22 protein-coding genes are annotated in these 24,724 nt (G+C 60.9%); 12 read left to right on the top strand and 10 right to left on the bottom strand.

The genetic code is table 11. From position 1 onward, the window contains the following. Nucleotides 1–45: 45 nt before the first annotated feature. The gene (locus tag J2W46_RS00695; protein WP_310350481.1) at nucleotides 46–822 is read right to left on the bottom strand and encodes an endonuclease/exonuclease/phosphatase family protein; all 777 of its coding nucleotides are present in this window, start codon (nucleotides 820–822) and stop codon (nucleotides 46–48) included. Then, nucleotides 819–3,029 (bottom strand): VTT domain-containing protein, encoded by a 2,211-nt coding sequence (locus J2W46_RS00690; protein ID WP_310350477.1) that lies wholly within the window; start codon nucleotides 3,027–3,029, stop codon nucleotides 819–821. Before J2W46_RS00690 ends, J2W46_RS00695 begins: the two co-directional genes overlap by 4 nt. A gap of 569 nt (nucleotides 3,030–3,598) precedes the next feature. Here J2W46_RS00690 and J2W46_RS00685 point away from each other — a divergent pair. Genes J2W46_RS00685 through J2W46_RS00675 form a run of 3 tightly spaced genes read left to right on the top strand, consistent with a single transcriptional unit; the run spans nucleotide 3,599 to nucleotide 6,862 of the window. Next, entirely contained in the window at nucleotides 3,599–5,980 is a 2,382-nt protein-coding gene (locus tag J2W46_RS00685; RefSeq protein WP_310350475.1) for a M23 family metallopeptidase, read from the top strand. Beyond that, the gene (locus J2W46_RS00680; RefSeq protein WP_204521466.1) at nucleotides 5,907–6,614 is read left to right on the top strand and encodes a hypothetical protein; all 708 of its coding nucleotides are present in this window, start codon (nucleotides 5,907–5,909) and stop codon (nucleotides 6,612–6,614) included. Before J2W46_RS00685 ends, J2W46_RS00680 begins: the two co-directional genes overlap by 74 nt. Further along, on the top strand, nucleotides 6,611–6,862 hold the full coding sequence (locus J2W46_RS00675; protein WP_204521465.1) for a PAAR domain-containing protein: 252 nt from the start codon (nucleotides 6,611–6,613) through the stop codon (nucleotides 6,860–6,862). The genes J2W46_RS00680 and J2W46_RS00675 overlap by 4 nt, the downstream gene beginning before the upstream one ends. Before the next feature lie 446 nt (nucleotides 6,863–7,308). Here the strand turns inward: J2W46_RS00675 and J2W46_RS00670 are convergent, their stop codons facing one another. Beyond that, entirely contained in the window at nucleotides 7,309–9,357 is a 2,049-nt protein-coding gene (locus J2W46_RS00670) for a hypothetical protein (RefSeq protein ID WP_310350471.1), read from the bottom strand. 146 nt (nucleotides 9,358–9,503) lie between these two features. Between J2W46_RS00670 and J2W46_RS00665 the strand changes: the two genes are divergently transcribed. Then, nucleotides 9,504–9,737: a DUF2795 domain-containing protein gene (locus tag J2W46_RS00665; RefSeq protein WP_310350469.1), complete on the top strand. Its 234-nt coding sequence runs from the start codon at nucleotides 9,504–9,506 to the stop codon at nucleotides 9,735–9,737. 98 nt (nucleotides 9,738–9,835) lie between these two features. On the opposite strand, the gene J2W46_RS00660 is transcribed toward J2W46_RS00665, so the two are convergent. The 3 genes from J2W46_RS00660 to J2W46_RS00650 form a co-directional block, all read right to left on the bottom strand. After that, entirely contained in the window at nucleotides 9,836–10,513 is a 678-nt protein-coding gene (locus J2W46_RS00660) for a hypothetical protein (protein WP_310351974.1), read from the bottom strand. Further along, nucleotides 10,510–11,916: a selenium-binding protein SBP56-related protein gene (locus J2W46_RS00655; protein WP_310350466.1), complete on the bottom strand. Its 1,407-nt coding sequence runs from the start codon at nucleotides 11,914–11,916 to the stop codon at nucleotides 10,510–10,512. The genes J2W46_RS00660 and J2W46_RS00655 overlap by 4 nt, the downstream gene beginning before the upstream one ends. Before the next feature lie 190 nt (nucleotides 11,917–12,106). Then, entirely contained in the window at nucleotides 12,107–13,099 is a 993-nt protein-coding gene (locus tag J2W46_RS00650; protein WP_310350464.1) for a sulfonate ABC transporter substrate-binding protein, read from the bottom strand. Nucleotides 13,100–13,386: 287 nt separating this feature from the next. On the opposite strand from J2W46_RS00650, the gene J2W46_RS00645 reads away from it, so the two are divergent. Further along, nucleotides 13,387–14,214 carry a hypothetical protein gene (locus tag J2W46_RS00645; protein ID WP_310350462.1) on the top strand — a complete coding sequence of 276 codons (828 nt, stop codon included), beginning with the start codon at nucleotides 13,387–13,389 and terminating at the stop codon, nucleotides 14,212–14,214. Between the two features lie 43 nt (nucleotides 14,215–14,257). Here J2W46_RS00645 and J2W46_RS00640 read toward each other — a convergent pair whose 3' ends face one another. Continuing rightward, entirely contained in the window at nucleotides 14,258–15,136 is an 879-nt protein-coding gene (locus tag J2W46_RS00640) for an ATP-grasp fold amidoligase family protein (RefSeq protein ID WP_310350460.1), read from the bottom strand. 792 nt (nucleotides 15,137–15,928) lie between these two features. Here J2W46_RS00640 and J2W46_RS00635 point away from each other — a divergent pair. The 7 genes from J2W46_RS00635 to J2W46_RS00605 all read left to right on the top strand — a co-directional run bounded on the left by J2W46_RS00635 (nucleotide 15,929) and on the right by J2W46_RS00605 (nucleotide 22,168). After that, nucleotides 15,929–16,501, top strand: coding sequence for a YbhB/YbcL family Raf kinase inhibitor-like protein (locus tag J2W46_RS00635; protein ID WP_310350457.1), 573 nt, complete (start codon nucleotides 15,929–15,931; stop codon nucleotides 16,499–16,501). A 161-nt stretch (nucleotides 16,502–16,662) separates the two neighbouring features. Beyond that, nucleotides 16,663–17,661 carry a bestrophin family protein gene (locus J2W46_RS00630; RefSeq protein ID WP_310350454.1) on the top strand — a complete coding sequence of 333 codons (999 nt, stop codon included), beginning with the start codon at nucleotides 16,663–16,665 and terminating at the stop codon, nucleotides 17,659–17,661. 143 nt (nucleotides 17,662–17,804) lie between these two features. Beyond that, nucleotides 17,805–18,284 carry a carboxymuconolactone decarboxylase family protein gene (locus tag J2W46_RS00625; protein ID WP_088176349.1) on the top strand — a complete coding sequence of 160 codons (480 nt, stop codon included), beginning with the start codon at nucleotides 17,805–17,807 and terminating at the stop codon, nucleotides 18,282–18,284. Between the two features lie 43 nt (nucleotides 18,285–18,327). Next, nucleotides 18,328–18,723 (top strand): cupin domain-containing protein, encoded by a 396-nt coding sequence (locus J2W46_RS00620; RefSeq protein ID WP_131315625.1) that lies wholly within the window; start codon nucleotides 18,328–18,330, stop codon nucleotides 18,721–18,723. A gap of 215 nt (nucleotides 18,724–18,938) precedes the next feature. Then, on the top strand, nucleotides 18,939–19,388 hold the full coding sequence (locus J2W46_RS00615) for a DUF2231 domain-containing protein (protein ID WP_310350451.1): 450 nt from the start codon (nucleotides 18,939–18,941) through the stop codon (nucleotides 19,386–19,388). Next, the gene (locus tag J2W46_RS00610) at nucleotides 19,381–20,700 is read left to right on the top strand and encodes a PQQ-dependent sugar dehydrogenase (RefSeq protein ID WP_310350450.1); all 1,320 of its coding nucleotides are present in this window, start codon (nucleotides 19,381–19,383) and stop codon (nucleotides 20,698–20,700) included. Before J2W46_RS00615 ends, J2W46_RS00610 begins: the two co-directional genes overlap by 8 nt. Before the next feature lie 133 nt (nucleotides 20,701–20,833). After that, nucleotides 20,834–22,168, top strand: coding sequence for a Gfo/Idh/MocA family protein (locus J2W46_RS00605; protein WP_310350448.1), 1,335 nt, complete (start codon nucleotides 20,834–20,836; stop codon nucleotides 22,166–22,168). Between the two features lie 62 nt (nucleotides 22,169–22,230). Here J2W46_RS00605 and J2W46_RS00600 read toward each other — a convergent pair whose 3' ends face one another. From J2W46_RS00600 to J2W46_RS00590, 3 genes are read right to left on the bottom strand one after another with little or no spacing between them, the layout of a single operon-like run. Beyond that, on the bottom strand, nucleotides 22,231–23,037 hold the full coding sequence (locus J2W46_RS00600; RefSeq protein WP_310350443.1) for a MipA/OmpV family protein: 807 nt from the start codon (nucleotides 23,035–23,037) through the stop codon (nucleotides 22,231–22,233). Next, the gene (locus tag J2W46_RS00595; protein ID WP_020067782.1) at nucleotides 23,034–23,921 is read right to left on the bottom strand and encodes an alpha/beta hydrolase; all 888 of its coding nucleotides are present in this window, start codon (nucleotides 23,919–23,921) and stop codon (nucleotides 23,034–23,036) included. Before J2W46_RS00595 ends, J2W46_RS00600 begins: the two co-directional genes overlap by 4 nt. Continuing rightward, nucleotides 23,918–24,724 (bottom strand): DUF4118 domain-containing protein, encoded by an 807-nt coding sequence (locus tag J2W46_RS00590; protein ID WP_027804591.1) that lies wholly within the window; start codon nucleotides 24,722–24,724, stop codon nucleotides 23,918–23,920. The genes J2W46_RS00595 and J2W46_RS00590 overlap by 4 nt, the downstream gene beginning before the upstream one ends.

The following is a 24,724-nucleotide window of genomic DNA, read 5'->3' as shown; positions in this document are numbered from 1 at the left end:
GTTCCATCGGGCCTCGCCTGCAACCGTTGCGAACGGGGGACCGGCTCAGCGCAGCACGCGCGCGACGAGCGGCAGATGATCCGACGCGATTCGCGCGGGCTTGCTCCGATCCACCTCGATATCGACGAGACGCGCGGCCGGATGCACCCACACACGGTCCAGTGCAAAAGTCGGAAAGCGCGAAGGAAACGTGCGCGGCGCGGCCACCCGCCCGAAACGCGTGAGAAGCGCGCGCAGCGGCCATCCCCAAACGAACCATTCATTCAGATCGCCGAGCAGGATGACGGGGAGATCGGGCGTATCGAACGCTTCCAGCAGCAGCCGCACCTGCGCGCGGCGTTCGCGCGCAGAGAGGCCCAGATGCGTCGCGACAATGCGCATCACGCCATGGCCGGTTTCTATGTCGACGTCGAGCGCGCCGCGCGCTTCCCGGCTGCCGAACGACAGGTCCAGCGTGCGCACGGCTCGTACCGGGAGATTCGTCAGCACCGCGTTGCCGAAGCGCCGGTCGGGACCGTCGAGCGTCGGCCCCGGCACCGCGTGCATGCCGGTCAGATCCTGCAGTTCGCGGAGCACGTCGATGCTCGCCGCGCCGCCGAGCGGCACTTCCTGCAACGCGACCACATCGGCCTTCAAAGCCGTGATCACTTCCGCGATACGGGCCGCCGAGCGTTTGCCGTCCGTGCCCACGGCCCCGTGAATGTTGTACGTGGCGATGCGCAGCGGCTCGCCCGCATCGCTCGAATGTGCCGGCATCGTTCGCACACGCGGCGCCGGCTGCGCTTCGTCGAGCGTCACTGTATCGTTCGCGCGGCCGGTCATTGGCGCCTCATCAGCACGCGCCGCAGGACAAGCGACATCGAGACGAGTGCGACGCCGATCGCGGCGACGAGCAGCAAGGAAAGCGGCGTTGGATGCGTGAGCGCTGTCACCAGTTGACGGGCGAACGACGTCGCGAGCACCACGCCTGGCGCCATGCCGATCGCGGTGCCCGCCATGAAGTCCCAGAAGCGGATATGCGATGCGCCCGCCGCGAGATTCACGATCGAAAACGGCGCCACCGGCACGAGCCGCAGCAGGATCATTGCGACCAGCCCTTTGCTGCGCAGCCGTTCGCTGAGCTGATTCAGGCGTTCGCCAGCCAGTTCGCGCACGGCGTCGCGACCGAGCCAGGCGCCTGCGGCCCAGCCCGCCGCCGCGGCGATCAGCGTCCCGGCGAGCGCGTAGGCGGCCCCGGCTATCGCGCCGAACACCAGCCCGGTTACGGCGATCAGCAACGTAACCGGCACCGACAGCAGAGCGGCCACTGCGTACATCGCGACTACGGCAATCGGACCGAAATGCGTTGCGGCGAGCCGTTGTGCGTCGGCGGTCAGTTTGGCGAAGGTCAACTCATGACCGAACGGCGTGAAGCGCCAGGCAATGGTCAGCGCGACGACGCCGAGCGCGAGCGCGCCGAGCACCAGCAGCTTCGCGATGACGGGACGACGCGTGGGCTCGGGCAGGAATTGCGCGAGCAGTTCATTGGCCTCGATCGGCGCTTCGGGATCGAGAACATGAACCCGATCGGCGATGTCGCGCAGCTCGGGCGGCACCTCCGGCGCCAGCGGTACAAGCGTGCGCGCCGAATGTCCTTTCAGGCTCGCGATGGCCGCGTTGAGACGTCCATGGCGCGCGAGCGCCTGCTCCACGTCTGCCTCGCTCGAATCGAGATGTTCGGCGAGCAATCGGTTGCGAATGCGTGCAATCGCTGCTTGCCTGAGCGGATTGTCGCGCGCGTCGATCACGATGCAGCACTCGGAGTCGAGCACCATCGACCGGTTGTTCAGATTGGCACTGCCAATCACGAGCAAACGGTCGTCGGCGATCATGATCTTGCTGTGCACGTTGATGAACCGGCCGTTCGGGGCATCAACGGCCGGCGCATACATGGCATAGCGGCCGTTGCGGTCCGCGGCCTCAAGCAGCTTGTGCAGACGCGCACGCAGAACGCCCATTGTCGCTTCCTGGAGCCAGCCGCTTTGCCGGTAAGGGCAGACAACCGCAAGGTCGGGGCCGTTCTCTTCAGCGATACGTTTTTGCAGCGCCGAGCCGACCGAATTGGCCGTGAAATACTGATTCTCGACATAAATATTGCGGCGCGCGGCGGCCACGGTAGCCAGATGCAACGCCTTCACCTGCTGGATCGCGGGTCTGCCGTCGTACGCAGGCTCGGTGAGCGAAATGCCCAGGTCGATATCGGCGAAATCGGGTTCGATGCGCGACGGCCACAAATCGGTTCGCGGCGGCGGCTTGCCGTTGAACGGCCGGCCGGCCTTGCTGCTGCGGCGCGAGCGGCGCCAGCGTTCGCGGGCCAGATGCGCGATGGCGGCGGCAGCGGGGCCGTCGAACATCAGTTGCGCGTCGTGCATCGGCTCGTAACTCGTCTTGCCGAGATTTTTGCGCAGCGGGTCGTCGGGCCGATGTTCGGGCGTGTCCCAACGCGAACCGGTGAGGTCGATGCCGCCGGTGAACGCGAGGCTGTCGTCGATCACGACGATTTTCTGATGATGCGACGCACCCAGCGGATGACGCCCATCCAGCCGGAACCAGAGGCGTCGATGCGCGTGCCACGCGGGCTTGTAGGACGGCAGCCACTCGCGCTCGAATGCGTACAGCATCGCGAAATCCCAGCCGAGCAGATAGATGCGCAACTGCGGATTCGCGTCGAGCACGGCGCACAGGAACTCGGAGAGTTTAGGCGGAAAGCCGTCGTCGACGCCGCCGGGGACGAGTTCGATGCGGCTGTCGATATCCCATCCCAGGATGAAAATCGAATGACGTGCGCGCGGAATCATCTCGCGCAACACCGCGTAGTAGGAGGCGGCGTCGATCAACACGCTCGCGCGGTGCGCCTTCAGAATCCATTCGCAGGTCGAGCGGGTGTCCATCACCTCGCCGTTCGGGACGGCGGGCGGCGCGTCGGCGGTGTCTCGCGACGGCGACGGCGCATCGAGCAGATCGGATTCTATCGGGTCAGGTTCACTCATGGTGGTCCGTGCGACTGTCAGTGGGTATATGCGGATGCAAGTGGCATTCCATGGCGCGGCGGGCGCTGCTGTCAGCCGTTTTCGCTTGTCAGCCGGGGCGCGGCTTGTAGTTGCGCTTTGTAAGGTTTGAAATTTTGGCGGCGGTGGGCGCTGTTTTTCGGTCGCGAGGGTTTAGGCGCTTTGCGCTGGAGTGGTGCGCAATGTGTCGTGGGTCGTCGTGTAGCGGTGGTTGATGGCGATCAGTCTTCTGTGGCGTCAGATCTTCGGATGATGTCGTGGCGAATTTTCTGAATTTGCAGGGGTGGGTGGCTTCAGCGTGCGGATGGGATCGGATCTGTTCTAGAGTGATTCGGGCGCGAATGGGTGAGCGGCTGCGTCCACGGGTCGTTTTTTGTGGGCGAGCGTTTGGGTTGATGTTGCCTTCTGCTGGTGGCTGCTAAGCGGTAAAGGCCGGGGTCGATTCAAACATGCAAAGGCGAGCCAACACTGGAAAGGGGGGCGTCGTAGAGACATTTAGTAGGATTCCAAAATTTCTGATTCGCTGTGACCTTCCCCCTCCTGACAGACTCATGATTATCAGCCCCCCCTTTCTTTCAGCCGCCCATCCGCAGCGGAACGATGCAATGCCCACAGCGGATGCGGGCAACACGGTCGTGCCCGACGGTGACGTATGCACGGCCAGCATGCTGGAATGCGCGCCGGGAAACGGCGCCTATCCGGTCAGCTTCAACCTCGGCTGGCATGGTGGCGCACACCTCAGAGCACCAACAGAAGGCGGCGATGCGCTTCCTGTGCGAGCCATCGCGGACGGCAGGATCGTGTACGTGCGCAAAACCGACACGACCCACAAGCCAACGCTCCAGTACCGCAACGTGCGTACAGACGACGGGTGCGTGGTGATTCGCCACGACACCGAGATCGGTGAAGGCGAGAACGCGAAAATCACCTATTACTCCGTGTACCTGCACCTGCAGCAGGTAATGCCGACGCTCGCAGCCGGCAACCGGATCTACCGCAAGGATGTGGTCGGCACACCCGGCCAGATATTCGGACAGTACCCGCAGATTCACTTCGAGATCATCTGCAGCGAGGCGAACCTGAAAAAGATGATCGGCCGTGCGCCGGCGCCGCTGGGCAATACTCCGGCGCGCAGGGACGCGGTGTACGGCGACATGTGGTTCTTCGTTCCTCGCGGCGCGAAACTCTTTGCCAGTGAGCCGCATCCGTTCCGTGATGATGACAGCGCGCCACCTGTCGCGACATTGCAGCCGCAATCGCCTCTTGTCGCGGCCGGGTCCAGTTGCGACCTTGTCATCCGCATGCACTATGAGAAGGACTGCACGCTGACAACCTACCGGCAGAATGCGGACCTGAGCTGGTCCGTGTACGGTGCAATGCCTGGGGAAAGGGACGCCGAATATAACTTGTACGAACGGGCCACCGCCCTGAACGGCCGCTATACCGACAGCAGTCTCGCGAGCCCGGCAGCGGGTATGCCAGTGCCATCGCCGAGTGCCATCTTCGAGATGATCCGTTTCGGGCGCTGCATCAACGACCAACTTCCCGCCGGCGCGCGCTTCAATCACTGGCGGAAAGTGAAGACACCGGACGGTGACGGCTGGATCAACCTGTCGAAAGCCGGCGTGCGGGCCTATAGCGATGCTGATTTCCCTGAGTGGGCCGGGTGGAGTTTCATTAACGATGACCCCACGCCCGACAGCCTGTGCGATTCGCCCACGGTGAAACGCTGGCTGGACGTCAATCATGCGGGACACGTGAGCCATGCCGATGCCGTGACTGTGCTGGGCACAGATGCGATCCGGCAGCGCATGGCGCGTGCGATTTGCAAGTTTCCATCGGAGTGGAGTCGCGACGGCCTGGAGGCGCGATACAACTGGCTTAAGAGTCCACATGAGGCATTGACCAATCCGTTAGCGGACGAAGCTTTCACGAAGCTAATCGATCATGCGCGCGATCTCGCGTTCTGGGAGGATGTCAGCGATCCGGATTTTCCGCATGCCAATGAGGTGTGGCATTTCCCGCCGACGGCGTTTGTGCGGCATTTCAGGACGTGCGGATGGTTTAGCGCAGCCGAGTTCAAGCAGTTTGTCCCTCGACAGGTCTTGCGTGAAGGTCCTCATCATGCTGTCTATTATGAGAATGTCGATTGGACGGTCCCTCGACAATCTTTAATCCGCGCGCATGGGCCGTCACTGAATAAAATGCTTCGGAAATATTCAATTAATTCTCCAGAAAGAGTTTCGTCTTTTTTTGGCAACGCTATGCAGGAAACAATTTGGCTCAGCGCTTTGCATGAAAACAACCCACAAATGTGGTACTTCCCGTGGGACGGAAGAGGATTTCTCCAGCTCACGCACCCGGAGAATTATTTAGGTTATTGGGACTTCAAAGGAATCGGAGGTCAAATTTCCACGGAAACTCGGCACCGAATTTTGCAGGCACATTCACTGGCGAACTCGCATCGTCCTCAAGCGCAACAATACAACTCGGACAGCGTTAATGGAGCTACTCCGCTAGTGATTCAATATCGAAATCAAGTCGGAGATCACGATATAAATTTTGATTTGATAGCTCCTGCGGACAGTGCTGGTTTCTACTGGTCCAAAACGGGTATGGTACGTTATGCCGATCAAAGTATCAGATTGGAACGAAGAGCGGTATCAGCAACGCCTCCTCCGAATCCTCAACATCCGGGAAATGGTGCGATATCAGTAACAAAAATTTATTACCACAGCGGCAACTTTCGGGATGCATCGGCGATCGTGAATCTTCCTGCCGCCGTCGGACATCCAAATCATCCTTTCAACGGATATGTCGCGCGTTGCGTGGGATTTGGACAGGTTCTGGCGGTAACAAGTGAATACTTATTTCCTGACGGGCACGGCACTCTGCGGGATTTTCCTGAAGGCTATCAACCTAGACGGGATTAAAATGATACGTAAATTTGCGATTTGCGCATTTTTGGCGGTTGCAATTGCACCTTGCACGGCGCGACCTCGGGATATGCACCATTCCGCACTAAGAGTGCAGGTCCAGTCATGCAATTTCTTGCTTACCGATGCGTTGCATGGTTCTATAAGTAAGCCCAGCCAAGAAAATAATTTTGAGTCCGGTGGTTATTCTGCAACGATACGCGTCTTTGGTTCGGAGAAATCTTTCGGTTTTAATTTTTTATGCCATTCGAAATTTAAGAATGTAAATGAAATTTCGGAAGACTATGGTGGGCATTTTGAGCCTGTGACGAATAAATGGGTTCCATTCTTTCCTGGCGCTTCTGCTGACGAAATTTCGCGGCTAAGAAAGGTGACAAAAATATTTTCACTTGATTCAAAGAACGGCCACGGATTCTACATGATTCAGGATGAGACGGTTGGAGAGCCAGATCGCCGCGTACGACATTTCTCGTACTGTCTGTTTCATGAAACAAAAGCTATCTGCGGGCTTGGTGACGTAAGGCGACTTGCCGATGCCAAAAGTGACATGCTTCCTTATGCACTTCGAATTCTTAAAAGCGTCGAGTTCACCGATACGCCCGCTGAAACCAGTAAAAGTGCTAATCCATGATCGATCTGATCCGGCTCAATGACACCACCGACCACGGCGGCGAAGTCGTCACCGCCTCAGACACGATGCGATGCCGCGGGCGGCGCGTTGCCCGCAAGGGCGACCGTGTGACATGTCCGCAGCATCCCGACGTGCAGCCGAATGTCATCATCGAAGGTGACGAAAAGATCACCGACCACGGCGTGCCGGTTGCACGGCAGGGCCACCATGCCACCTGTGGATGCAGCCTGGTTTCCAGCATTGTGTAGCTGGCGCGTCTACACCACCGAAATGAATACGAACCTGTACGAGCAGTGTTACGGTCAACGGCCGCGCTGTCGCTCGTATAGGCATCCTGACGAGTTGCGGTGCGGTTATCGTTACTGACTCGTCCTATACATTTGGCGGTGAGAGCGTCGCGCGCAAAGGCGATACCTGTTGCCCGACTGAAGATGCTGGACTGAGGACGCGCATGGAAGATCCATGCGACAGCCGCCGAAGAGCAATCAACCGCGCCGCAAGTTGACCAAACCGGCCCGAACCCTCGCGCCCGACATCAACAGAAACAACCCGCCCACTCCGCACCCGCGGCACGACACACCTTAAAATCTTCCACGGAGTCCCCGCATCCAGTCCACAGTACCGACACACCCCGCACCACCATCACAACGCCCTTACGAGCAAACCCGCCAAACCCCGCCAACCCCTCGCAACCTCACGGCGTCCCAGCCTGATAGCACGACTGCGTGCCGCTCGTCTGATAGATAAGCCGATAGCCGCTCGTAGCCGTCGAACCCGCTTGCCTGGAGGCAAGCGTCAGCCAGCCTTTCCTCGTCTGCGGCAAAGGCTTGATCACATAGGCGGCGAGGTGCGGATCGGTTGTGGCCGCGTCGGCCCCGACAATGCGCCGCACATGCGACAGGCGCTCCGCATACCAGCCGAGAAACGGACGATATGCGGGACCGGCGTAATGGCTGTCGATGATCATCCACGGATCGTGTCCGGGCTGTCCCAGGTTCGCGGCGGTGTCGGTCGGGCCCAGCAGCGCCAGGAAGTCGCCTCCAAGCCGCGAATCCGGCTGGCCGATGCGGCTCAGGTCATACTTCGCGCGGTCGGCACCGGCCTGCAGATCGCTGAAGCGCTTACCCGTCCACGTGATGACGTGTGCGAGCTTGTAATCGGCGGCGAACGTGCCACTGCCTACCGTGTCCTTTTGCGTCACATAAAGCAGATCGCCGGGCAGCAGGTATTGCTCCATCGTCGCAAGATTGCCGCGGTTGATGTCGAGCAGTACGCCCGTCAGCGGATCCACACCCGAAGACGGCGTGCTGCACGCCTGCACGCCGATCGCTCCAGACAACTGATTCGTCGCCAGTCCCGCGAAGTTGTAGACCCACGACGTGAAGTTGGAGCAGTCCGCGCCGTTCCACATCAGCGCCGACGTGATGGCGGGCGGCGTTTGCGCCGTGGAGGTCTGAACACTCTGCGAGCCGTCCGCCCCGCGCTGCGCGGTGCAGGTCATTTTCGGCGAATGCGGATCGGCCGAACCGCCGCTGGTGCTGCCCGCCGACGAATCGCGATAGTCGATGCTTGCGGTGTTCTCCGGCGGCGTCCAGCCCGGAACGTGATGGTGGCAGTAATTGAGGTTCTGATCGACCCAGTAGTTTTCGATCGCCATCACGAGTTCGCGCCTGAACGTATCGATGTCCGTGCAGGCAGGCGGCGCCGAGATCGCGCCATAAATCGCCGCGTGCGGTCCCCACGTGCTCGTGGTCGGGTAGGTCGACCAGTTCGTGCTCGTCATGCCCGGCACGAGCGACGCCTGCACACTGTTCTTGCGTCCCTGGAAAAGCCACAGGTTCTCATTGAGCAACGCCACACGGTCGCCGCACGCACTCGCCGACGCGCTCGCGGTCTGGTGGTCTGAAGCCCGCGTGGTCCCAAGCATCGAGAGCGCGGTGACGCCCGAGTGGTTCAGCGGGTTCGTCGCAAAGTTGGCGGCGCCGGTGGTGACGTAGCAGGCGTCGTCCGCGGGCGCGACGAGCGAGCCGTCCGCGGCGATATTGCCCGCCCCGGCGTGGCAGGCCGCGAGCGTGTCGCCATTCGCGGACTGCGCGACGATGCTCTGCACGCTCGCAACCACGGTCAGGTCGTTATCGACACGGCTTTGCGATTCGGCGCCGAGCGCGAACGCCATGCGGTTGCCGTCAGCGACCGTGCTGCTAGTGCTGGCCGTGGTGCTAGTTGCCATGAAGGCGGGCGGCGTCTGCTGCGGATCGATGCCGCCGAGGAACGCGGAGACTCGTGTGGCCGCGGCCGCGACATTCGACGCCGTGAGCCCGCCCGCCGTCTGCGCATCGACGACCACCGCGCTCGAATACGGCGTGATGACCATCGTCGACGGCTCGGCGAGATACACCGCAGACAACACGGATTGTCCGACCGGTGCGCGCACGCCGGTCGCTTCCTCGGTATAGCTGCCGCCCGTTGATTGCACGAGCAGCGGCCAGTGCGAGGCGCGCGGCAACACGAAGTGGCCATCGGCGTCGGTCACGACGGTCGCGAGCGGTGTCGCTGCCACATGCCCGTTTGGGTCGACGGCATAGGCGGAAACCGTCGCGCCCGAGACCGTCCCGAGATAGACACTGCCGCTGATCGAAGGCTGCGGGCTGGCAGTACCGCCGCAGCCCGCAAGGGAAACTGGCAGTAGTGGGAGCAGGGTGAGGAGGGCGGTAAAAGCGCCCGAAGCGCGCGGAAAATGCATTGTTGTCTCTCAGCTTCTCGTGAATCTGTTTGGAACGTCATCAAGATTAACGGCAGCTTACAAAACAACTTGATGCAGATTGACGAGCGCGGCACACGTTATGCCAATGATCGGAAGAAGCTTTCTCAACCGGCAAGGAGATGAAAATGGCTCAGCATCCGGCTCGTTCGCAGAACCACCGCCATCCGGACCAACCGCGAATGGAAGAAATTACGCGTGCGCTCGAAGGCGCCGCGTTTCCTTCCACGCGCGACAAACTGGTCGAGTTTGCAGAGCGCCAGGGCGCCGACGGCGAGGTGCTAGCTGTGCTTAGGAGAATCGGTGACCGCCATTTCGACAGCATCTCAGCTGTCGTTCGCGAGGCATCGAACGTGGAGTAGCGCTGCATGTCTTTAAAGATTGCGGCGGCGCGTTCAGGCCTCGCGTGCAATGACCTGAAAAGCCTGACAGGACTTTGCGATGTCGAAGCCCGGGGCAATCAAGACCCGCGTAAATCGCCAGAATTGAGCACCAGCGCAAGCGTGCCGACGAGGATGAAACTGAACGCCCACAAGGCGTCAAGGTTGAACCAGCTGCGCGACACGAACTTGAGCCCTAGATAGCGATACACGAGCCACGCGATCAGTCCGCCGGCGAGCACCATGGCCGCGGCATGCACGCCGGAGACCAGCAGCGCCATGCCGAGTCGCGCTTCCATCAATGTCTGCGCCGCCTGGTGCGCCCGGTCGGTATCGTCGGCGCGGCAAAGGCCCAGATAGATCGGCACGAGCATCAGCCCGGCGCCGTGTGCAACTGCGATCGCGAACGACCACAGCGCGAGCCGCGATGGCGCGATCCGGGCGAGCACGCGCGGATGCCGTCGCCAGAGCAGCAGGACAACGCCGAACCCGATCACGAGCACGCTCGCGCCAGTCTGGATTTCGCGCTGCCATGCAAACACGACGGCGAGCATGGCAAACGGCATCACCATCAGAAAAATGGCCAGCACATGTCCTGCCGCGAGATAGAAAAGAGCGGTGAAGAGCGCACGCGAACGCCTTTGCATCAGGGCGTTCGACACCGCAAGCGGCCATCCCATCGCCGGATTGGCGCCGTGATAGCAACCGCTTGCGACGACCGCGAGCCAGAGGCCGGTCTGCGACCAGCCGCCGCTCAAATGCCCACCGACGGGTAGCAAAACGAATCCGTCGAGCAGTCCCCCCCTTCGAGACGAATCTGGTGCGCGCGGTAGCCATCGGGAAACTTCACCCAGAAGTCGTCGGCGAGCGTCAGGCCGCCGCCAGGATCGGCGTGCGCCATGACCTGCGCCGCAGGCACGCCGTTCGGATAGAACTGGTTGTCCCACGTCGAGTAGAGCGAGTTGGTCCAGTACACGCGCTTGCCGTCGCGGCTGATCTCGACCATCTGCGGGCCGCCTGCAAACGCCTCGCCGTTCGGATGCGGCGTGCGACGCACGATTCCGCCGAGACGAACCGAACCGGCGAGCTTCGGCTTGCGCGGCTCGGTCACGTCGTACTGGCGCATTTCGCCGGTGCCCCAGCAGGCGACGTAAAGAAATTTGTCGTCGATGGAAAGATCGATGTCGGTGACGAGCGGCGGTACCGCGCCGAAGCCCTGCAGCAACGGCGGCAGCGACGCCGCGTCGGCCGGCTCGGGCGGAATGGTCGCCGTCTTCTCGATGTGGAACTGGCCGCCCTCGCGCCACCATGTCCAGATCGAGCCTTCCAGGTTGGTCGTGTCGACCACCACGCCGATGAAGCCATATTCGCGGCTCGGATCGTGAGCGGGACGTACTTCCAGCGCCATTTGATGATTCGCACCGAGGTCTATGGTCTGGACATTGCGCCGGGCGCGCAGATCCCAGAAGTGGACTGCGTGTCCGTATTTGTTCGACAGCAGATCCTCGGGCACGATGCCGTTCTCGAACTGCGGCGGCAACGCCCACTCGCTCGACACCATATAGTCGCGCGGCAGATTCCACCAGAAATCGTAGTGTTTCTCCTGCGGTCCGCGATCGATTTCCCAGCGGCCGAGCACGTCGAACGTTTCACAGTCCATGATGAAGATGCCCGGCGGCCCGTCGGTCCCATCCGGCCCCGCGCCACCGAGCGTACTGACGTAAATGCCCTCGGGGCCGCAATGAACCGTGTGCGGACGCGAGTAACCTGTCTTGCGAAAAATTTCCTCGGGCTCGATGATTTTGTGAATCCGCGCCTGCGTCGGATGCGGCTTCGTATCGACGATGTAAATACGCGACGAGCGCATACCCGGAATAATCAGGAAGCGCCGCTCGAGGAACGCGTGACCGGTCAGCGGCGACAGCGCCGACGAACACGCGTTCCAGCCGAAATGATGAAATTCGTCGCCCTTGTTCGGCACCGGCACTGTGTGGACGACCTGGCTGTAGGTCGGCGAGCCGGGCTTGACGTCGATAACGGCGAGCGCGTCGGGCTGCGAAAAATCGGGGCTGAGCAGGAGCGTGTACGCGTATTCTTCAGCGGGCGCATCCATTGCAAGTTTTGGCGACGCGTGGAACGTAGGATCCGGGCGCATACCCATGACGGCTCTCCTCTGTCTGACCGCGCGCGGGCTTGGCGCCGAGCGCGCTCCGGCTTTAGATGTAGTTCACGGCGGCGCCGAGAGCAACCGGAACTTTCATGAAGCTTGCTGGCGCCGATCTTGCCAGCGTCGTGCGTCGCAGCGCCTTAAGCGCTCCGTCGGCCGCCATCGGGCGTCCGCGCTGGCGTCTTTACGCGAGGTTCGGCGGGCCGGCCCTCAGCACGTCGACGTGTTTGGGGATCAATCCAAGGTCGAGAAACGCGTCCGCGATCTGCTGCTGCTCGGCGAGAATGGCGCGAGTGATCCGCTCGGTGCCGAACTGCTGACGCGCCACGACGACATCCACGACCGGTTTCGGCAAGCCCCACAACTGCGCCAGTTCGCTCGACATCTGATCCTTGTTGAGGCTGCCCCATTGATCGACTTTCTCGATCTCTTCAATCACGATCCGTATCACGTCGGGGTTCTTGGCTGCATAACTCTGCGACGAGAAGTAGTAGCCGCGATTGCCCACGATGCCGCTGGCATCCGCCAGTACCCGCGCACCGAGCGATTTCTGCGCGGCCGCAAAGAACGGGTCCCAGATCACCCATGCGTCGATGGACGCGCGCTCGAACGCAGCGCGTGCGTCGGCGGGAGCGAGAAAGGCGACGTTCACGTCTGCATACTGCAAGCCATGCTGACGCAGCAGCTTGACGAGAAAATAGTGAACATTGCTGCCGCGATTCAGCGCAATCTTTTTGCCCTTCAAATCCGCTATTGAACGGATTGGCGAACCAGGCGGCACGAGCACGGCTTCGGATTGCGGTCGCGGAACCGTCGCTGCGACATAGGCGAGCGGCGCGCCGGCCGCTTGCGCGAAGATCGGCGGTGCTTCGCCGACATCGCCGAAGTCAATCGAGCCTACATTTAGCGCCTCCAGTTGCACGGGGCCCGCGGCGAACTCGGTCCAGCTCACCGATACGTTCAGCGGCGCCAGCCGTTTTTCGAGGGTGCCGCGCCCCTTCAGCAGATTCAGATAACCCTTCTGGTTGCCGATCCGCAAAGCGCGTGGCCCGCGCGCTGGTGCCCCTGGCGCCGGCGCTTGCGCAAGAGCGAGCGGTGCGGCCACCGCGGCTACGGCAGCGCCGGTGGAAAGCTTGAGAAAGGCGCGGCGATCGGGTCGTGTCGTTGTCGTGGCCATGGCAGTCGGGAAGGTTAGGGATGCATCTGGCGAGCCATCCTACCTGCGGGCGCGAAGTTGACGAACCGATCTTTCGCCGTAAGCAAATGACGACAGATGGAATAGACGGGAGCCTGGATTGCGCGGGGCGCGGTTCCCGGTTGCGCTGAAATCAGACGACCATTGAACCGCCATATGGTCTAGCGCACATAACGCGGCAATTGGCCCATGACAAACTGTAAGGCAGAAGCTGGCGATTCCCAGGACGAAACCACCATCCACTCTGCGCCCATACTGCATGAGGAGCTATGGAAAGTGCCTCTGATCAAGCTTTGGACTCCGTATTGAAGCAGGTGACCGACGAAAGGCTCGACGCATTGAGCGAGGAGATGGACACAGTCGGTATAAGCGCACTTCGGGACGTCCTTTCGCCGGCTGAAATCGCAATGGCGGGCAACTACGTTCAGCGCGAGCTGGACAAGCATGAGCGCCAGCACTTTATTTACGCCGGACGCCCGTGGCTCGATGCCTCACCGCTCGCGACGTTCGGGCAATCTCCGCATCTGCGGCGCATACTCGCGGGGCTGTACCGGCGAGGCACCGGGCGAGCCGCACCCGATATCGACATTGTCGCCGCGCTTCGCGTGCTGTCGGGCGACCTGGGACTCAAGGCATCGAACCTGTTCCACTACGACACTTATGTCGTCACCGCCCTGTTGCCGCTGATCATTCCGAACGCCCCCAACGAGCCGCGCGGCGATCTCGTGATGTATCCGAACCTGCGCCGGGTGCGGTCTTCATCGGTGATTAATCTGGCCGAAAAAGCACTGGTGCAAAATTCACTGACGCGCTCGGTGCTCGCGCGAGAAACGGTGCAGCGTGCGCTCGGCGCACGCATCTTGCCGCTGGAGCCGGGCAATCTGTATTTTTTCTGGGGAATGCGATCGCTCCACGCGAACCAGGCGTGCCTGCCGCACAGCGTGAGATCCACGGTCCTGTTTCATTTTGCCAACCCGCACTCGGGAGGCACAGTGGACAGACTGCGCGAGTGGGCTCATCACAGGAATTCCTCGCCGTCCGAGCGTGCAAGGGTTCCGCTCACTCAGGCTCGGAACACATTCGACGACCAGCAATGAATCTGGATCGATCGTGCGACCGCTTCTTCGGAGTAAGGAAGCGTTACGTTAGCAGCCTGCCCCACTCGAAATCGACGCGATCGGGCCTCATAGGGACCACGCCTGCGCCTGGCGTGAACGTGAGTTCGCCGAAGTACACGGCATTGCCCGGTGCATACAAGTCGACGCGAACATAGTTGAAGTCTTCGGCCAGTACAGCGGCCATGTCCAGTATCGAATTCAGATTCTCCGGAGGCGGTGGCGGCGTCGTGCTGCGGGCATACGGGCCAATGCCCACGTCGAGATGATTCCAGTGAACGTCGAATACATCGCCATGCGTGTTATTGCCGAACCGGTCCGAGATGACGACGATATACATCATCGGTCGTCCCGACTTTCCGCCGAAGCAATGAACCTTGTAGTCAGCGGGAATCTGGCGATGCTCGTCGAGAAGAAGTTCTTCGAAGAAAATCCGTGGCCGAATCTGCCGGTAGTGACGCTCCCGTGCAATCAGGTAGAAGTCCGTAGACATCCAGCGATTGGCCATAGTCCGCAACCCGTCGAAAGTGACTTTCGACTTGTCCTGCACGATCTCCACAAAGCTACTGCCATGATTCGCCTTCATCACAAAGGCGTTGGGTAGCGCATCGAAGACCGACTGCGTGAAAACGTCGGGCGACGAAATCAGCGGGACCAGATGTTGTTCGCCAACTTTCGCCTTGACATAGTCTCTCACGGTCAATTTATCGGTCAACGCGGCATATCGCGGGTCTGGCCGCAGGCTGCGCTGCAGGATTTTCTCGTTGAATGTCGTGGGACGAAGCAATCTCGGAAAGCGCCCGATGTGCTTCCGATGCAGAAGGCTGAGGAACAGCGCATCTGGAAGCAACTGTTTTGCGTTGTCCTTCACCAGCTGAAGGATCGCACTGGACGGCTGCCACATGGTCTGTCTCCGAATAGAGGGCACTCAGTTATGAACCATCGCGACAGGTCGGTCAGTGGACGCGACCTGTCGCACGCGCGAACCGACCGTTTCGTTGGGGTCGGCCGCGCGCGATATGTCCATTGCTTCGCCAGGTTTCTGGCGGTCAGCAATGGATTAGGTGTCCTGGCATCTAATTGTCATACTCAAACGCCCGCCTGCCCGCCCGCTCGTGCAGTAGCCAAAGCAGCGGGGTGGTTCAGCATAGCCCGGAGAAGGCCTCTCGAAAGCTAGTGGCGCAAATCGTAGAGATATCGGCTAATTTGGTTGCATGGTTCGCGGAAGGCGGTCGGTGGCTTGTCTTCATTGGCTCCAGCCGAGCGGGAGAGAGGCGAGGTTAGCCTGCGCAAATGCCGCAATTCCGCCTTCGTCAACAATCTGTCATATCCGTTTACGGATACCGCGTTTTGGCCGCTCTGGGGTGGATCGTGCTCATATATCTGCCGCGCGGCCCGAAGTCCGTCGCCATGGCATTCCCCAGACATTCCTTAGTCTGAACATTGTTGTCTGAAGCACAACACGGTGATCGCCGCGAGGGCTCTACTGACAACTAAAGCTCGAACCTACAATTCGTTTCGACAAAGGCACTCCGTGCAACGAGTTAAACGTTGGACTGAGCGGCCCCGATATGCATGGCTCCATAACGAAGAATCGCGGTCTCGATTCATTAGTAGTCCAGCGGAGCATGACCATTCGGCTGACTGAACGCGCCGACCAAGCCCTTCACTTGTCTTCTTTACAACGGAGTTGAGCATGAAATTGCGTGCCGCTTTGCGAACCACCGTCTGTTCCACAACCTTGCTGGCGATCGTGCCGGCCCCCGCGTTTGCCGAGCCGTTTTCAGTGAAGGTCGATGGTTTGAGTCGAGGGCAATTCGCGAACGAACAGGTGTACGGCGGATTCGGCTGCCGAGGAGAGAACGTCTCTCCACACATCTCGTGGTCGCATGTTCCGGCGGGAACGAAAAGCATCGTCGTCACTATTCACGACCCTGATGCGCCGACCGGCGGTCTCGGCTGGACACATTGGGAAGTAGCCAACATTGCGCCGTCGCAGACGTCGATCGAAAAGGGCGCGTCCGGAAATGCAAACCTGCTGCCGGCGGGTGCTGTTGAAACACTGACCGACTTCGGCGACTCGAAATACGGTGGACCGTGCCCGCCGCAAGGCGAGTCGCATCGATATGTCGTCACGGTTTCCGCGCTCTCTGTGCCGGGCATCGATGTAAAAGCGGCGTCGAGCCCGGCACTCGTCGCATACCAGATGCACGGAAAGGTCATCGGGCAGGCGCGCTTTGTCGCGCGATATCACCGTTCGGTGGAGTGACTTCGCCTTTCAGTGGAGGTTGTCATGCGGTCTTCCGCCATGCGCCTTCAGTCATCTAATCAGGAATTCTTGTGTCAGTGTCACACGGCGCAAGATCAAACGTCTTGTGAGAGTGCGGTCATTCGACCAGACCTTATTTAATCGAACGTCTCACACACGACATGCACCTTGGTAAATCGTATCGCCTCACCGAGTTCCTCATCTGGACACGAAGGCAGATCTATGCACTCGTTATTTGTGGCTCGGTGCCCGTCATTCTCTACAAGTACGCGTCGATGACGTGGCTCTCGGTGCCGTTCACTATCGTCGTACTGCTCGGCACGGCGACGTCGTTCATCGTGGGCTTCAAAAACGTGCAGACGTATAACCGTGCAATGGAAGCACAGGACGTCTGGACGGAGATTGTCGGCGCGAGCCGCAAGTGGGGACAACTGTCGTGCGCGTTTCCGTCTGAACGGAATTTCAGCCACGAACTGATCTCTCGGCATCTCGCGTGGCTAACCGCATTGCGATACGAACTGCGTAGCCCTCGAATCTGGGAAAGCATGACCCGGCGCTTCAATCTCGAGTATCGGCGTCACTATCATGTTCCCGAATGGGAAACAGCGATCGAAGACGTCCTGACGAACTATCTTTCCAGCACCGAGAGTACGCACGCGCTCGCCTCACCGTCGGCGACAACGGCGATATTGAGCATGCAAAGCGATTGCCTTAAGTCACTGCACGTCGCCGGGCATATGAACCTGTCGTTCTATCTCGAACTTCAGCGGGCGACTGGCGACTTCATCGCGCTTCAGGCGAAAGCCGAGCGTTTGAAAAACTTCCCTTACCCTCGCCAGTACGCGACCATCAGCGCGTTGTTCGTGCGGTTTTTCTGCTTTCTGTTTCCGTTCGGTCTGCTGCAGGAATTCGACAAACTCAATAGCGGCGCAAGCGGACTCATGCACGGCAACATGATCTGGCTCGTCGTGCCATGCAGCGTCATGGTTTCGTGGATGTACACGTCGCTCGCACAGGTGGGCGAAAGTACGGAAAACCCTTTCGAAGGAAGCGCGAACGACGTCCCGATTTCCACGTTGTGCGCCGCGATTGAGCGCGATCTGCGCTGGATGCTCGGGGAGCCGGTCGAACATGCGGCGCCCGAGGTCATCGCACTTTAGATTGGTGTCTCACGGACAACACAGTGAGGCGCTTCGCATGGCTTCCGACCGTCTGCCGCCAGGACTACGATGGTTCTGTACGGCATCTCGCCGGCGCCGGTGCGTGGCTCGTGTGCACCGGTTTTATCCTCGCTGGAGCAACCATGACTCAACGCATCAACTATATGCAGCAATCGCCGGAACTGTTCAAGAAGTTCGTCGCGTTCGGCCTCGCGGTGAAAGAGACTGGCATTGAAACGTCGATCTGCGAACTGGTGTCGCTGCGTGCATCGCAAATGAACGGCTGCGGCTTTTGCGTCGACATGCACGTGAAGGAGGCGAAGATTCACGGCGAGCGCGAACTGCGTTTGCATCATGTCGCCATCTGGCGCGAGTCGACGCTGTTTTCTCCGCGTGAACGCGCAGCGCTCGCATGGACGGAGATCCTGACGAAACTGCCGGAAGGCGGCGTGCCGGATGACATTTTCGAACGCGTTCGCACTCAGTTCACGGACCAGGAACTGTCGAACCTGACATTTCACGTAATGGCGATCAATGGCTGGAACCGCGTCAACGTGGCGTTCAGGACTGTGCCAGGATCAGCAGACGCGGCATTCGGACTCGGCAAGGCGAACCTGTCCTGAGCGACGAGTCCAGTCGCGCATCTTCAGCAACACGGAGGACATCATGCCTGAATTCAGAAAGCTTGCGATGATCGCCGCGGCGTGTCTCGCGCAAGCGGCTCACGCCGCGCCCGACGCCGTCGTCACGCCCTTGATGGAGAAGCCCCTAGCGGATTATCCGGGCAAGGAAGCGCTGATGATCACCGTTGTGTATCCGCCGGGCGCCGCCGATCCGGTGCATGTGCACCGCGCGCACGGTTTTATCTACGTGCTCGAAGGCACCATCGTGATGGCTGTGAAGGGCGGCAAGGAAGTCACGCTGACACCCGGTCAGACTTTCTATGAAGGCCCGAACGACGTGCATACGGTCGGCCGCAACGCCAGTGCCACACAACCAGCCAAGTTTCTCGTGCTGCTGTTGAAGGACCAGAACGCGCCAGTGCTCGTGCCCGTGAAATGACGTATCGATAGTACTCGCGGCGCGCTCAGCAAAGAGCCGCCGCGGGCCTCAATGACATGGCCTGGCAATTCAACGCGCATCAGTAGATGCGTATCCGTGCTTTCCACATGACGCTTGCCGACGTCGCGGGCAATCAGACCGACAGCTAAACGAAGGGTCCGGGCATGGCTAATGCAACGGCATCCAGACCGGTTCTGATACAGAAATGGAAAGCCATGTCCACCACGCACGCCGTCACCAGACGTCCATCGACGATCGCTCCCGCCATCTTCGAACTGTTCAACCCCATACCCTACGGACTGTTCGTCGGCACCTTGATCTTCGACGTCATCTACATGGCGACGCGTAATGTGTTCTGGGGCAAGGGCGCCGCCTGGCTCGTGACGGTGGGCCTCATTATCGCGATCGTGCCGCGCCTTCTCAATCTGGGTCACGTATGGGTGCAACGACGCCGCCGGGTATCGCGCATCGAACGGCTGGACTTCTGGCTCAATCTGCTTGCGATCGTCGCAGCAGTCATCAATGCATTCGTGCATAGCCGCGACGCCTATGCGATGGTTCCGGAGAACGTGATTCTGTCCGTTATCACTGTCGTGCTGCTGAGCATCGCCCACGTTGCAATGGCAATAGACAGGCTCCATCGCGTGGAGGCGACTCATGAATAAGCTCGCCACAACTAGCGCGCTCGTCGTCGCCATGTCGGCGCTGATGAGTGGGTGCAACGAACACGCGCAGTACGATGCGTCGCATCAGGCCGGCGCCAATCCGCCGATGCCGGAGGCGCGCAACTTCTTTGCGCCGCCAATGCAGGTTCCAAAATACGTGGGTTGGCAGAACGGCGCCACGCCCAAGGTGGCTGACGGCCTGAAGATCGAGAAGATCGCCTCGGGGCTCGAGCACCCTCGTCAGGTCTATACGCTGCCCAATGGCGACATTCTCGTGGCGGAATCCAATAGCCCGAACGAAGAGGCTGTTACCACGCCGAAGCAGGTCATCGCGGGGCTTATCGAAAGCAAGTCAGGGAAAAAGGCGAAAGGCGCGAATCGCATCACGCTGCTGAGAAGGTCTGCGAATGGCAGTGGCGAATGGGAGCGCCACGTGTTTATCGACAATCTGCACTCGCCATTCGGCATGCAACTGGTTGGCGACACGCTCTACGTTGCCGATACCGATGCAATCCTGAAGTTTCCGTATAAGGCGGGCGTAACCAGCATTAGTGAGCGCGGTGTCGAGCTTGCCGATCTTCCCAATACGGTCAACCACCACTGGACGAAATCGTTGCTGGCCAGTCGCGATGGCAAGAAGCTGTACGTAGGCGTCGGCTCTAACAGCAACGTCGGAGAGAACGGCCTGGAAGTCGAGTACCGGCGCGCTGACGTACTGGAAGTCGATACGGCTACCGGTGCAAGCCGCATTTACGCAGCGGGCATTCGCAATCCGACGGGGCTGCAGTGGGAACCGAAGACGGGACAACTGTGGGCCATCGCGAACGAGCGTGACGAGATCGGCGCAGACCTGGTGCCGGATTATCTGACGTCGGTGAAAGAGAACGCCTTTTACGGCTGGCCGTACAGCTACTACGGCCAGCACGTCGATCCTCGCGCTCAACCGCAGCGCCCCGACCTGGTCGCCAAGGCGATTGCGCCGGACTTCGCAATCGGCTCCCATGTCGCGCCGCTGGGACTGATGTTCTATACCGGCAACAACTTGCCGGCGCAGTATCGCGGAGGCGCGTTCATCGGCGAGCACGGCAGTTGGGACCGCTCGCCGTTGAGCGGCTACGTGGTCTCGTACGTGGCGTTCGAGAACGGCAAGCCGGTGAGTGCGCCCAAAGATGTCGTGACGGGTTTTACATCCGCCGACCAGAAGCAGTTGTATGGCGCGCCCGTGGGCGTCGCTCAGGATCGGGACGGTGGCCTCCTGATCGCCGACGACGTCGGCAACGCTATCTGGCGTGTGACCGGCACAGGCGGCTGATGCACAGGTAACGTGGCGCGCCTTCATTCGGCCGGGGCGCTCGTCATGCTCGAACACGCCGAAGTGCGCTGCGACGACAGGCATCAACATATCGTCTCATGGCACGAGACCCATCATTCGTACCGGAGCTTGAATGCCCACTCGCAACCGCACTTCGCATTCCAACCAGCCGACGTCCGACGTACCGACGGAAGCGACTGCGCCTTCAGAGACCGCGCGACGCCTCTTTCTCAGGCGAGGCGGCGCGAGCCTCGCAGCCGCACTCACGGTCGGCTCGGCCAGCAGCGTGTTGGCCGCAGGTCCAAACGGTGCCGATACGAACCAGGTGAAACTGCCGCTCATTCAGGACCCGGACACCGAGCAAAAGGAAGAAACACCAGACGCGAACTTGCCGCCTGATGAGCGGGTGGGATATGCCATCGTCGGACTCGGCCGGCTGTCGCTGGACCAGATCCTGCCCGCGCTTGCGCAGTGCAAGTACGCGAAGGTCGCCGCGCTGGTTTCCGGCGACAGGGCCAAGGCACTTCGCGTCGCACGTCAGTACGGCGTGCGGGAAGCGGACATTTACGACTATCAGAATTTCGAGCGCCTCGCCGACAACCCGCGCGTACAGGTCGTATATATCGTGCTGCCGAACGGCATGCATAAAGAGTTCACGCTGCGTTCCGCAAATATCGGCAAACATGTTTTGTGCGAAAAGCCGATGGCAAACAGCGCGGCGGACTGCGAGGCAATGGTCCGGGCGATGAAACGCGCCAACCGCAAACTCATGATCGCGTACCGCAGCCAGTACGAGCCGATGGACCGCATGATCGCGAAAATGGTGAAGGAAAAGCAGTTGGGGCCATTGCGTGAGTTCGTCGCCGGAAATTCGCAAAACGTCGGCGATCCGGGGCAATGGCGGTTGAAGAAGTCGCTGGCGGGTGGCGGCGCCATGCCCGACATCGGACTGTATTGCCTCAACGCGGCGCGCTTCCTGTCCGGCGAGGAGCCGCTGGAGGTGGTTGCGTCGGTGCACCGGCCGGAAAACGATCCGCGCTTCGTCGAAGTGGAGGAATCGGTGCACTTCATCCTGCGCTTTCCGAGCGGATTCACGGCAACGTGCATGTCGAGCTACGCGAGTCACGAGTCGCGCTTCTTCCGGCTGCAAGGCTCGAAAGGCTGGGTCGAAATGGATCCCGCATTTGGCTACAACGGCCTGCGGCTACGCCACGGCATGCTCGTGGAGGGCAAGTCCGCAACGACGGAGTTGCAGATCGATCCGCAGAACCAGTTTGCGCGGGAGATCGATCACATGTCCGTGTGCGTCAAGGACGACATCCAGCCGCACACGCCAGGCGAGGAGGGCTTGCAAGACCAGCGCATTATCGACGCGATCTACGAATCCGCCCGCACCGGGCGCGCGGTCAAGCTTGCGCAACCGTCCGCGCCGACGCGTGGCCCCGAGCCGCAGCAGGAGACGTTCTGAAGCGCACGTGCGAGCAGAACGGGCTTTGCGGCACGCACACCGAGGTTCGACTCTCGCACTACCTAGAAGCGGTAGTTGAGAGACGCCAGCGTGTTCAGTTCGCTGCGGCGCTCGGTGATCGGGCTCGCCGCCGCATAGTGCTGCAGCCGCCCGACAGTGACCGCGACCGAGCCTACCCAGTGCTTCGAAAAGTCGTAGCTGAAGTAGCCGTTCAGATGAATATCCCGAACGCCAGAACCGGTTCTATAGACCGGCAGTCCTGATGCCGCGCTCTGCTGGCTGGACACGCCGAAGAAGGTCCGCGTGTAGAGCGCGTCGGCCCATGTGAAGCCCGGGCCAATAGAGAAAAGGCCGCTTCCCACAGGCACCGACGCAAGCAGGTCCACCGGAACGGTTTTGCCCTGGCCGTGCCCCGCAATGTCCTGATACAGGGCGACGGAGCCCGTGAACATCCATACCGTGTAGTCGGCGAACAGTTTGAGTTTTGGGCCACCATGCACGTTGCCCAGACCGTGCAGGTGCGGATCGTCCTTCTCGTTGCGTGACTGGAAATCGAAACTCAGCGCCGCGCCGACGTGATAGTTCGTACTGCGCAGCGCATTGACGCCCAGCACGTCCGGCCCCTGCGAGAAGACCCGGTCATCGTAGGAGATATCGAGCGAAGGGAATGGCAACACCGTGGTATGGCGCGAGCCGGGCGACTCTGGCGTTACGACGACACCGGGCCCGACCGCCACTTTCCATTTGCTGTCACCGGGGGCCGCTGTTGCGTCGGCCGCGCGCGCGGTCGAAGCGGGCAGAAAACCTGCCAGCGATATCGCGAGCGCCGCGGCGCCCACGGTTCGATGCGTGAACGTCCGCGCTTTCATGCGTCGTCCTTGCCGATGGCAGCAAGCTGCCGCAAGCGGCGCGCGAGCGCTTTGGATACAACGGGGCTACGCGGCTCTCCAGATCCCGAAGCCGCTTCGCTCTCGCGCAGGAACGACGCCGTTTCGCGCGCAACGATCTCGCGTTCGTTGTCCGATGTGATCATGTGGTACGAATCGTCGAGGTAGATGGTGCGCAGAAAGGTCGAACCGAGCGCCAATGCCGCGGATTGGGCGGTACGCGGGCTCGACGTTTCGTCGTCGATAGCGTGGATGACGAGGCAGTCGTTGCGGATACCACGAATCTGCGAGCGGACGAGCGATGCAAGGCGGCTTGCTTCGTGCAATGCGGGCAGTGCAATCGTCGACGGACCGACTTCGCTGAAATTCGAGCGCTGCATCGAGCGAGCGATCTTTGCACGCAGCGCTTCGTTGCGCAGGCCGTACGGTTCCGACTCACGATACTGCCAGCGCGAACGCAAGGGCGTGTAGTAAGCCCAGCCAAGAAGAAAGCGGTACCAGGGAATGGCCCAACCGTTGTAGGCGAGTGTAAGCGACAGCAGCACGACCGCCTGCGCTTGCGGGCGTCGATGGGCGAGTGCGAGCGCGAGCGCCGCGCCCATCGACAATCCACAGATAGACACGCGGTCGAATCGCGCGGCGAGCGCATCGAATTCGCTGGTTGCGGCGTCGAGCCAGTGTTCCATTGTCTCGCCGCCCGTGCCGGCGCTATAGCCGTTGAGCACCGGGGCGCACACCGTGAAGCCCTCGTCGCGCAGGAACCGCCCGAGGTAGCGCATTTCGAGCGGCGAGCTCGACAGACCGTGCAGCAATAGCACCGCGTGTCCGCCGCCTTCGAGAAAAATGGATTGCGTTAATGATTTCATGTGTCGGTCGCCACGCGCAGCACGAGGAAATCGCCTGCGTGAGTCGTAAATTGTTCGCAGATGCAGTCGACGACGCGCGCAGTGCCTCCGGCAAGGTTCGAACCGGCGGCGAATCGCACGCGATGTGAACCGGCCGAGAGCCCATTCGAGAGCCGTCGGATATCGTCCGGATCGACTTCGGAAAGGCGGGGCCCCGGCGCCAGATCGGCAGGCAATCCGGCGAAAGCGTGCGATGCGACGGCCAGCGCGGACGCTGTGCCGGCACCGTTGCGCCGCAGCGGCTCACGTTCGAGTGCCTGAATCAGAATGAACGTCTTGTGATGGTGCGATAGATGCCTGAGAAGCCGGTGCGTTTCGTCAATGGCACGACGGGCGATTGCGCGCTCGTTGTCATGGCGAAGCAGCATTTCGTAGCGCGATTGCGCCACTGCGGCGATCAGTTCGGCGCGAAACTGTACACGCCGCAGTTTTTCGAGCAACGTGATCACCACGAGCGTGACGACTGGATACGACACCAGCAACAGCAGGTCTGCCCGGTCGAAGACTGCGATGGTCACGTAGGGCGGCACGAACAGATAGTCGGCGAGGCCTAGTCCCGCCAGCATCACGGTCAGCGCCGGAGCAAGGCCGAAGTGGTATTGAACGAGCACCGCCGCAATGCAGAACGCGGTGCCAGGCATGACGGGCCCGAGCAACGGATGGAGCAGCATGCGTACTGCGCTCGCGATGGCCAGCGCGGCAGCTACGGCGAGCCACCGCCGTTTCCCTTGAGGTGCCCAGCAACGGGCGTTACGGACTTTCAT

The sequence above is a fragment of the Paraburkholderia strydomiana genome (genome assembly GCF_031456815.1).
GTDB lineage: Bacteria > Pseudomonadota > Gammaproteobacteria > Burkholderiales > Burkholderiaceae > Paraburkholderia > Paraburkholderia caledonica.
This window is presented reverse-complemented; position numbering and strand designations above follow the sequence as displayed.